This window comes from Thorsellia anophelis DSM 18579, from assembly GCF_900111395.1.
Classification (GTDB): Bacteria; Pseudomonadota; Gammaproteobacteria; order Enterobacterales; family Thorselliaceae; genus Thorsellia; species Thorsellia anophelis.
The window spans coordinates 1-11,057 of sequence record NZ_FOHV01000001.1 but is presented as its reverse complement, the minus strand read 5'-3'; the positions used below and the strand labels follow the sequence as shown (position 1 = coordinate 11,057).

9 protein-coding genes and 1 pseudogene are annotated in these 11,057 nt (G+C 33.8%); 5 read left to right on the top strand and 5 right to left on the bottom strand.

Annotated features, from left to right (window positions below; translation table 11 throughout):
• Positions 1-146 precede the first annotated feature (146 nt).
• The 3 genes from rpoZ (at position 147) to BMW37_RS00040 (ending at position 2,136) form a co-directional block, all read left to right on the top strand.
• Entirely contained in the window at positions 147-443 is a 297-nt protein-coding gene (rpoZ, locus tag BMW37_RS00050; RefSeq protein ID WP_093316383.1) for a DNA-directed RNA polymerase subunit omega, read from the top strand.
• Positions 444-647: 204 nt separating this feature from the next.
• Complete coding sequence (ilvY, locus tag BMW37_RS00045) at positions 648-1,535, top strand: HTH-type transcriptional activator IlvY (RefSeq protein ID WP_093316380.1); 888 nt, start codon at positions 648-650, stop codon at positions 1,533-1,535.
• 142 nt (positions 1,536-1,677) lie between these two features.
• Entirely contained in the window at positions 1,678-2,136 is a 459-nt protein-coding gene (locus BMW37_RS00040; protein WP_093316377.1) for a hypothetical protein, read from the top strand.
• A gap of 53 nt (positions 2,137-2,189) precedes the next feature.
• Here BMW37_RS00040 and djlA read toward each other — a convergent pair whose 3' ends face one another.
• A complete protein-coding gene (gene djlA / locus BMW37_RS00035; RefSeq protein WP_093316917.1) occupies positions 2,190-3,011 on the bottom strand; it encodes a co-chaperone DjlA in 822 nt (273 codons plus the stop codon).
• A gap of 336 nt (positions 3,012-3,347) precedes the next feature.
• Between djlA and uraA the strand changes: the two genes are divergently transcribed.
• Positions 3,348-4,610, top strand: coding sequence for a uracil permease (gene uraA, locus BMW37_RS00030; RefSeq protein WP_093316375.1), 1,263 nt, complete (start codon positions 3,348-3,350; stop codon positions 4,608-4,610).
• A 22-nt stretch (positions 4,611-4,632) separates the two neighbouring features.
• Positions 4,633-7,236: a GDYXXLXY domain-containing protein gene (locus BMW37_RS00025; RefSeq protein WP_177168540.1), complete on the top strand. Its 2,604-nt coding sequence runs from the start codon at positions 4,633-4,635 to the stop codon at positions 7,234-7,236.
• 444 nt (positions 7,237-7,680) lie between these two features.
• Here the strand turns inward: BMW37_RS00025 and BMW37_RS00020 are convergent, their stop codons facing one another.
• From BMW37_RS00020 to BMW37_RS00005, 4 genes and pseudogenes are all read right to left on the bottom strand, one after another.
• Positions 7,681-7,995 (bottom strand): hypothetical protein, encoded by a 315-nt coding sequence (locus BMW37_RS00020; RefSeq protein WP_093316370.1) that lies wholly within the window; start codon positions 7,993-7,995, stop codon positions 7,681-7,683.
• A gap of 346 nt (positions 7,996-8,341) precedes the next feature.
• Positions 8,342-9,046, bottom strand: coding sequence for a barstar family protein (locus BMW37_RS00015; RefSeq protein WP_093316367.1), 705 nt, complete (start codon positions 9,044-9,046; stop codon positions 8,342-8,344).
• A 43-nt stretch (positions 9,047-9,089) separates the two neighbouring features.
• Positions 9,090-9,806, bottom strand: coding sequence for a barstar family protein (locus tag BMW37_RS00010; RefSeq protein WP_093316365.1), 717 nt, complete (start codon positions 9,804-9,806; stop codon positions 9,090-9,092).
• Positions 9,807-10,818: 1,012 nt separating this feature from the next.
• A pseudogene (locus tag BMW37_RS00005) lies at positions 10,819-11,057 on the bottom strand (hypothetical protein); the annotation flags it as partial.

The window sequence follows — 11,057 nt, the reverse complement described above, 5'->3', positions numbered from 1 at the left end:
CGTTAGTAGTAAGGTAATGTGTTTTTATTTAAAATAAACAAATGAAAATTTCATCTAGCAAAAATAAACTTCGTTTTTAATTTACTTACCTTATATAAATAATTTTTTATTTTACAGAAATTCGTTACTCAAGATTTGGGGGATATATGGCTCGCGTAACCGTACAAGATGCAGTAGAACAAGTTGGTAATCGTTTTGATTTAATTTTAGTTGCATCACGCCGTGCACGTCAGTTACAAACGGGTGGTAAGGATCCTTTAGTACCAGCAGAAAATGATAAACCAACAGTGATAGCACTACGTGAAATCGAAAAAGGCTTAATTAACAATTCAATCTTAGATGCTCGTGCTCGCCAAGAACAACAAGAAGCTGAAGTGTTAGAAATAACAGCAATGCGTTCTATCAGTTCATTAACCTCTATTTTAGATGACAGAGACGACTAACAACTTGAATTGTAAAAACTGTTTGTTTGAAAGGCGCAAAATTGCGCCTTTTTAGTCTTTACCGTCAATATAAATAATGTATAAATAAAATCTGTATCATCTACTTCAATCATTCAAGACTGCACTCTTCTTTTGAACAAATTCAATTGAACAAGTATAACTAATCACCCTTAGCTCACATGCGCTTACTTGCGGTAATTTAATATGGATTTAAGTGATCTAAAATGCTTTTTAAACCTTACTCAGACCCTACATTTTGGGCGTAGTGCATCTGCCTTACACATGAGTGCCTCAACACTTTCAAGACAGATTCAACGATTGGAAAACTCATTAGGCCAAGCTTTATTTATTCGAGACAATCGTCATGTAGAGCTCACAGAAGCTGGTCAAAAATTTATTAATTTTGCACAAACAACACTCTTAGAATATGAACAAATCAAACAGCTAGTAAATGCAAAAAATAGCACGTTAGCAGGAGAACTTAAGTTATTTTGTTCCGTAACTGCAGCCTATAGCCATCTCCCCCCTATTTTAGATAAATTCCGGGCGCTGCATCCAAATGTAGAAATCAAACTCTCTACAGGCGATGCTGCTGATGCATTAGAAAAAATTCAATCAAGAGAAGCTGATCTAGGAATAGCAGGAAGACCGGCTAACTTACCTCTATCTATTATTTTTCATAAAATTGGTGATATTGAATTATCCTTAATCATTCCTGCAATGCCCTGTCAAGTGAAACAAGCTGCAATACAGGCAAACCCAAACTGGGAAGAGATTCCGTTCATTTTACCAGAACATGGACCTTCCAGAAAACGAGTGGATGAATGGTTTAAGCGGCAAAATATTAAGCATCCACATATTTATGCAACCGTTGCTGGTCATGAAGCGATTGTCCCTATGGTCGCAGTAGGATGCGGTATTGCAATTCTCCCTGCGGTTGTTGTAGAAAACAGTGCTGAAACAATCAAACAAAGAATCATCAAGAAAGAAATTTTAGATATTCAATCTTTTGATTTAGGAATCTGTACACAAATCAAACGCATGCATGAGCCGATTATTGAAGCATTTTTAGCATTAATTGCTAAAGATTGATTAATTAGTCAAAAATACTTTTTATTTTTAAAATTAATTTGTTGTTGATATACTATCGACTGCTTATACATAAATTTTCTTTCAAAAATTTTTATATTTCATATGTTCAATCTAATTATCATAATGACTAGGAGTTATTTAGATGTCAGTGAGTACTAATATTAAAAAAATAATGCTGTTAAGTGCAATAAGTTTAGCTATTACAACTTCTAGTTATGCAGATTCTATCGTAAAAGATATTACTTCATCAGCAACAGGAATGGCACTTGAAACACTAAAGGGCGTAGGTGAGGGAATCGATGAACATTTTGTTGCTAAGTTCGAAATCGATCCAAAAACTGATTTAGAAGCCCTAGGGATTGATATTAGCAATATCAAAAACAAAGAATTAGGCACAAATAAAATTGCAGCTTATGTTATCGCGAATAAAGAATTCAAAGGTAAAATCATCATTAAAGCAATGAACAGTGGCGACAAGGAGATTGGACGTGCAATTACTGAATTAACGCTTGAAGAAGATGATGCCCAAGATGTCATCTTCCAATTCAGTGAACATATGGACAGTGCTTTGGTTAAAAAATATATAGTATCAGCAAAATAAAACAGTTTTAGGCGACTAAAAAAACGGAAAATTCTTCAGTCGCTTTAAAAAGATTATTTAAATCCTATATGATTTTTTAGTAATTCATAAGCTGCTTGGATGGTTTGCGCTTTTTCTTTAGCCATCTCCATCATCTCAGGTGGCAACCCCTTAGCAACTAACTTATCTGGATGGTGTTCGCTCATGAGTTTTCGATAAGCACGCTTTATCACTACTGCATCACTCTGTTCTGCGATCCCTAAAATGGTATACGCTTCTTTTATTTTTGAGGTACTCGAACTAAATCCTCGCTGCTCTGAATAATTTGCACCTTGATGATTCTGACCAAACTGATTTCCAGCTAATAGCATATTTAAAATCGATTCAAATTGTCTACCAATCCCTAACTCATTAGCAATCACCATTAAAACATCTTTTTCTTTTTCGTGTAATACACCATCAGCTAAAGCGACTTGCAGCTGAATCTCTAAAAAAATCTTAATCAGATCAAAACGCCTACCTAAAGAAAGTCTTAAATCTCTCATGACTTTTCTTAAAGGAAAATCAGGTTCTTTACCAAAACGATACGCTTCTTGGGCAACTCGTCTTTGATCATCATATAAATCAAAACGGTCCATAATTGAGTTTGCCATTTCAATATCACGTTCAGTAATGACCCCTTTTGCTTTGCTCAAATGCCCCATAACTTGGAAGGTTGTTGTAAAAAAAACTTGTTGTCTATCAAGATAGCGCTCATCCCCTTCAAATGCGAGAGAACGCTTACGAGATCTATCAATTAAATGCCCTAAAATTAAACAGCAAATAACACCGATAAATCCAAGTTTGAAAATAAGTGCTAGAATAACACCTACAATTTTTCCTAAATGTTGTTTCATTATTTCATGCAAGCGTACTTGGGTTATGCCAAGGGAGGGATAGCATCTGCTAAAAAGCAGCCTCATTCTTGCTCTCCTGTTTAAGTAAAGCTATCTTATAAGTGCATTTATTAATAACCGTTTTTATCTAAACTGGCTAATTGATATATACGCGATATGAATGAATACAACCTAATTTATCAATAAATCACCAATACCACATTATTATCTGCATCAAAACATATTTTAAACGCTATAATAGCAAAGTGCAGCAAATGAGTATTTGAAAAATTTTATAAAATGCTATTTCTTTACGATCATACCTTTTTTTAATGCTGATTTATAGGACTCTACTAAATGAAATCATCCCAAATTATCGATGTACATGAACGGTTACCGATTCTTAAAACTCTCCCGCTCAGTCTTCAACATCTTTTCGCGATGTTCGGGGCGACAGTCATGGTTCCCTTCTTACTAAAAGTTGATCCTGCCACTATATTGCTTTTTAATGGATTCGGTACATTGTTATACCTATTTATCTGTAAAGGTAAAATTCCTGCTTATTTAGGGTCAAGCTTTGCATTTATCGCCCCAGTAGGTGCAATTTATGCGAGTGGTTTGTCCTATGAATACGCACTAGGTGCTTTTATCATTTGCGGAATAATATTTATGGCAGTAGCTGGAATTATAAAAGTTGCAGGGACGCAGTGGATAAATATTTTATTTCCACCTGCTGCCATGGGAGCAATTGTTGCTGTTATTGGTCTTGAACTTGCCCATACGGCAGCAGACATGGCAGGTCTACTACCAAGCACTACAAACCCTTTTAATGGTAAAGTTGTCATCGTTTCCCTATCAACATTAACGATAACTGTGCTCGGCACCATTCTATTTCGTGGTTTTTTTGCGATTATTCCAATTTTAATTGGTGTGCTTAGTGGTTATGCAATTGCACACTTTGTTGGATTAACTGATTTTACACTTGTTAAAGAAACAAATTGGTTTGCACTCCCAACATTTTACTCCCCTAAATTTGATCTAATTGCGATTATCACAGTGCTGCCTGCAGCTCTTGTTGTCATTGTTGAGCATGTTGGCCACTTAATGGTCACCGCTAATATTGTCAAAAAAGATTTAATTACGAGCCCTGGGCTTCATCGTTCGATGTTCGCTAATGGACTTTCCACCACATTCTCTGGATTTTTTGGTTCCACGCCCAATACTACTTATGGAGAAAACATAGGGGTACTTGCTCTCACTAAAGTCTACAGTACTTGGGTAATTGGGTTTGCAGCAGTTATTGCTATATTCTTATCTTGTATCGGTAAACTCTCTGCTGCAATTCAAGCAATTCATCCAGCGGTAATTGGTGGTGTTTCTCTTCTTCTTTATGGGGTGATTGCTGCCTCTGGTATCCGAATTTTAGTTGAAAGCAAGGTTGACTATAATAAGCCGCAAAATTTGATATTAACCTCAATTATCCTTATTATCGGTGTCAGTGGAGCTGCAATTAAAATCGGCGCAGTTAACTTAACAGGAATGTCTCTTGCCACCATAATTGGTGTGGGAATTAGTCTGCTATTTTTTGTGATCAATAAAATCCGAACAACCGAAGTCTAACTAAATTTTTATGAGAAATCCTATGCAAACACAACAGCATAATCTACAAGTTTCTAAATACATCACTGTTAATTTGATAATATTATCGATTATTTTATTAAGTAGTGGACTTATCACATTTGTTGCAGCAAATTGGTCAGAGATTGATATTATGCAACGATTTATGATTACTCAAGGAACTTTGATAGCTTCTGCTATTGGATGCATAGGATTAACTCTCTATTTTAAACCCCAAATAAGCCATGAACATCTAGGGGCGTTCTGGGGAAACTTCTGCCTGACTTTAATCGCAATTACAGCAATTGGTGGTATTTTTGCTTTAATCGGGCAAACTTATCAAACTGGTGCAGATGCATGGCAGTTATTCGCATTATGGACAGCATTAGCTCTCCCTTGGGCTTTATACCAAAATAAACCATTAATATGGTTATTTTGGTTAGTTATATTAAATACAACTCTGCTACTCATAAGCAATCAATTATTCAATGCCTTTTTTCCTAAAATGTTATTACCCGCGATCATTAATTTACTTATTTATATCGCAGTCGTAAGAACCCAAAAAATCAATTGGCTAAGCCACTTACTTCTCGTCACAACCTTAACTTACAGCTATTTATTTATTTTTTTTGAATCTAATTACGACAATATCATCATCGTATTAATAGCAAGTACAGTACTTTTACTTATTGCACTGGAAATCTACCTACGAAAGGAACCGATTAGTTATATCATTATTATTTTTTATATTTTAGTGTTTATTAATACACTCATTCACAGCAATATCCAAACAGATTTCACTTTCCAATTTTTATTTATCACAATTTCCCTCATTATATCAACTGTATTATTTTTCAGTTATTTAAGGAGTGTTTATCTCAAATGGCGTAAAGAAAATGCCGTTTTTAGTGATGATACACAATTAAAAATGAGAAGAACGCTTACCATATGCCGATCTTTATTAGGTTGGTCAATTAGCATTGCAGCTTCAGCTTTTATTTTACTTTGGCTTGATGACCAATTGATTATCGTTATTCCCTTTATTCTAGGCGCCTTAATCTTAATTAAAAATAAAGTCCTATCCGACTCTCTAGTTAATCAAATTAGCTGTGCGTTCATTTATGTTTTTTGTGCTTTATCCTGGGGTGAAATAGTCACTCGGGAGTTTATTACCCCTCTTTTTGAAACAGCTGTTATTGACCGTTTTTTTTGGGCGCTATTAGTTACTGCAATATGCATTACAATGCTGTTCATTTTGGTTAAAAACACCGCTAGCCGTTCCATTTCAGCAGTTGCTTTAACATTAATCACAATAAATATGTTCCTACTGATTTTGAAAAAACTTATTAATGCCACTGACTATGAACTCATACAAATTTATTTATATTATATTGTTGTTATTTCGAATTATCTTTTAATCGCATTAATTATTTACTCTGATAAAAGACCAAAAGCAAAACTTTTCAGAGTTAAACCTTTTAGCTTAATTCCTACGCAAGTATGGTGGGTTTTACTTATGCTAATTGGTGTATACCATATTTTTTTACTCAGTGAATTTTTTAGCAAAAAATACGTCCACGAATATGCAAATTTTTTCTATATCCCAATGCCACTGTTTACGGCAGCATTGCTTTGGTTAAATAATAAACTACCGAATGATACTCGCTTTAAAATCGGGCTTCTAATTCTGTCTGCTGCGAGCTATTTTATATTGCCTTATTTTTCTGGCTTAAATTATATTCTTACCCTAATTTTTATTAGTGTCGCACTTCAATCTAGAACGGTATTAGTATTGAGTTGGATGTTTAGTTTGTTACTTTTAACCTTTAACTATTACTCAAAAGAAGTTCTGTTAATTGATAAATCCTTTCAATTAGCGGTAAGTGGTGGAGTGATATTTTTGTTCAGTATGCTACTTAGTTTTTTCGTTAAGCAAATTGAAAAAGATTTAAAAAGCATTTCTAGTGAAAAGCAAAATTTAGATACATCAACTAGACACTCTGATGACTTAACAACCGAAGGCAACGATCCTAATGAAATTACACCTAAAGAAAAAATAACCTTATCAGCTTTATTAGCAACGCGAAAAACCCGTCTTAGTTTAGCCACTATTGGCCTTGGTGCTGCTTTATTTATTGCAAATACAACCATTATTGCTTATGAACATATTATTAAAGAAGGGGATATTGTCCGTTTAGATCTCACTCCCGCTGATCCTCGTTCATTAATACAAGGAGACTATATGCGACTTGCTTATCGTCTTGAATCGAGTATTGCATCAGAACTCTATCAACAAAAATTGAAAGACAGTCAATTCGAAAAATCACTTTTATTCAAAATTTTTCCTGAGCACTACTCATTAAGTTATACCCTAGATGAAAATCGAGTCATGCAATGGGCCGGTATACATAACGAAGAGGAGTATGCATCTATTGGGGTTAAAATAGATGAGTTTAATGATGCAACGATTCGTATCAGTCATGAATATTTTTTTGAAGATGGTCAAGCTGAGCAGTATGAAAAAGCTAAATATGCTGAATTTAGGCGAGGACCTAATGGCAAACTGATTTTATCTAATCTTTTAGATGAAAAATTTAAAATTATTACTAATGACCAATCTAAAGAATAACTGTCTACGGTCTTGAAGTTACCTTATCTACGATAAGGTAACTTATAATCGGCAACAATTTCAAGATAATTTTCCGTAACAACAATCTGATAAAGTATTAAATGAGATTTGATTACGGCAGGTGGAATTCACTTTTTTAAATCATTGTTCAGTGGGCATATCATTGTTGTAGTTGACAATATATGCCCCTTTTTCCATAAGAGGCGCCATTATAATCTCAGCAATTCTCAGATAGTTACTTATAAATCGCTAACTCAAACGAATCATATGTTAACCTTAAGCTTATCAAGGTGAAGTGACTTTTTTTAAATATCATTATGATCATCAGACAGATGTTAGTGGTCAATATGTAGATGAAAATACGATTAATGCGCCTGAATTTCAACCAAACAAATTTTATTTGTTTTTTATCAATTGCTTATTCAATAAATCATCGACTATTTATCATACTTTATCTACATCGATATATGCTTCATCTCGCAATAAGTTTTGTTTTGATAAAGCTTCTAATTTCCTCATATCATTGATAATCTTCTCTAATGCTGAATGTAGACCTTCCAATTCAGCCAATGTAAAATTGCAATAAATTCCATTATCATCAGCTTGTGTTTCGGTACTAGCAATCACTTTTTCATTAAAATAAAGCTGTAGTTTTTTATCATAGTTTGGTAGGGAAATTCTACCTGATATTCCACCAAAAGCAGTATCACCATTTAAAGCAGCAAGCATATAATAACCTGTGTAGATTTCTTTTGACATATATTCCTTAAGACTCATATTTGCACAAATCACTCTAACCACTTGTTGAATAAGGTGATTTCCTACAGCCAAGTGTGAACTTATCCAATCCATTCACACCGTTTATAATCCCATTGTTGAAAAACTTGACTGTTCGATATCTGTAATGAATTAATTAACAATAAACCTATGTGAACCTAAGATCGATTATATTTTTGATAGTACGATTTTGCATAGATGATACCTACTGCATGCTAATTTTGACATCTCCCTCGCTTTGAAAGACGGGGTTTTACGGCACACCGGATAATACCCACAGTTTGACACACCCACCTGTGATTATCTGCCCCCCTAAGTCGAATTCAATTTATCTTAAATTTAAATGACAATACTCTCTCAGAACGTACTGCGCTTCACTAATAAATTCATAAGGATATTCGAAATCTTGGGTGTTATTTATCATAAGCTGAGACTGCGCTAAATCAGTCCAAATAATATTAATTATGCCAGTTTGAGGCAATAAATTGGCAAGAATTTCCTCCAGCTCTTCAAAATTACTTCCCATATATCCGTACATACCGAAAAATCCGTAACCAATCTCACAAAAAAACGCATCTGGATCAGTGACATATTTTCCTTCAAGTATAATCTGATTCTTAACTAAACTATTCTTTATCCCAGATATTAGGTATGCAGCAGAAAGGTACTTTCTTTTTAATGATAATTGCATATCATGCCATATTCTATCTTGACTATTAGAGTACCCATTTATAACGGATAAAGCACCAAATACATATTTATCCAGCATTTTTTTTATCGTGCAGTAAACAATACCTTGTTCTAATTTAATATCAATTACTTCAAAATTAAAATTTAAACGACCACCATAAAGTGCGGTTTTTAACTGATAGGTACACCCTATTTTGATTGGTGCGATGCTATGTAAATTTGAACCTATAAAAACGTATAAATATACGCCAATTTCATTTGAAAAGTCGCTACATTCCACTAACTCATCAAATGAAAAAATAAGTTCATCTTCTAAACTATAAATAATGTAATTTTCACCCATACCTACCCCACACTATTTTCCCCCCGCCCTAAAGAACAGGATTTTACGGTACACAAGATAAATCACAATATTTTTGCAGTACGTCCTTAGCCCATTCGATAAAATCATAATCTGGAAAATTGCTCAAATCACTTCGGCTATTAGCAATCATTAACTTTGATTGCTCAAAATTAACCCATTTAATTTTAATTGGATTATCGATTTGATACATGTCATTTAGCATATCTGCAACGGCATTCAAGTTCCATCCCATATAACCAAATGTACCAAAAAACCCATAACCTAGCTCACAAAAAAATGAATCAGTATCAATAATATACTTACCATCAAGTATGATCTCATTTTTGTTCAAATTCTTCTTGAATCCCGAAACTAGGTATGAGGCAGAGAGATAAGCAAATTTGCACTGCTTTTTAATTTCAATAAATACTCGGCGATCTGCTTTTTCATAAACACTAAGCAATGTTAAAGCCCCAAACGTATACATACCATTACGCTTCAATATTCTAAAATAAGCAACTTGGTTTATTATATTAATGCCAATTACACTGAATTCAAAATCTAACCTGCCATCATAGCGCTTAGTTTTTAGTAGATAATGCGTATCAGAATCAAAATATGTCGTTTTATCTAATGGAAAGCCAACAAATGCATATAAATAAAATCCACCTATATCAGAAAAATCACCACACTCTATCAACCCATGAAAAGAGGAGATATGATTATTTTTTGCATCGTATACTTCAAAATATTCACTCATCCGTTTTACCTTTTGTTATTCTTTTCCCCTGCTATATTAGATTACCTAATTAGGTAAAAAGTGCGCCTTATAAATGAATATAGTTAAATACACAGCGGAATGGTAAAATTATTTTAAATTTGTACAAAACACGTTGATGAACACTCACAACAACAGAATAAAAACAAAAACTTATCTACATATTGATTTTTAATGTCACATCCTAGCTTGTCAATCATCGAACTACCTATAGATTATAGTAACGTAGGTTGCTTAATTTTATCTGCATCTATGTTGTCAACACATCCTTTTTTATTAGACGAAGTTTGTATTTTTTATTTATTGTAAATAATTGATATAATATAAAATTCACCCAAAATAGATAGTCTAAATTTAACGCCCACAAAACACTCTCATTATCACGCTCAACTTAATATTCAAAATTTGATATGGTAACGATAGTTATTGCATACACTAAAAACCATATCAATCAAGATAGCCACATACGCTGGAACAAATAAACCCAATATCCAAATATCAATGTATTGAATGAAAACCCTTTTTTCACTTGAACATAATGACCATTTTTATGGAAAGTAATATATTTTATAATGGATCCTTATCAGCTAAGATAGATTTCTTGAACTCCCCCTAAATGGAAGTGGATTCCTGTCGTCACATCCAACTGCATGTATGATTAACACCTTTAGCCTTCTTCAATGTGGTTAGGTTCTTATTTCAATCGCTAAATTTGATTTCATCTCCTAAATCCTTTTGTTCTTTGGAATAAGCCAAAGCGCTATTGTAATCAAATCGACTGCAATCAAATGCATTAAAAACCAGAACAGACCTATTTAATTTTGCTACTTAAATAGCAATAGCTTACAACCTCCCCATAAATAAGTAGGTTGCAAGCTTGAATAATATCGAGTAGGGTAAGACGTTACCGTCTTATCCCTCTCACAGAACCGTACGTACGGACCTCGTATACGGCTCATACCAATAAATATCTAACGTTTTTGTTAGACGTTCTTTACTTATACAAGCTTGTTAAGTCAAATAGTTTGAGTTCTTCAAACCATTTATTAGGCATTGCATAATGTGCTAGCGGACTACAAGCGTTCCTCCAGCTATTCATCTTGATAAATTTGAATGTACCTTTGTACCCAAGCTGTCTTAATCGTCGGTGAAGCCTGCTTGGCTTTTTCCAACTTTTAAGTTGAACTGCCCTGAGTCTACGTCTTATCCAAGTCATCAAAGTTGCATAGCTGT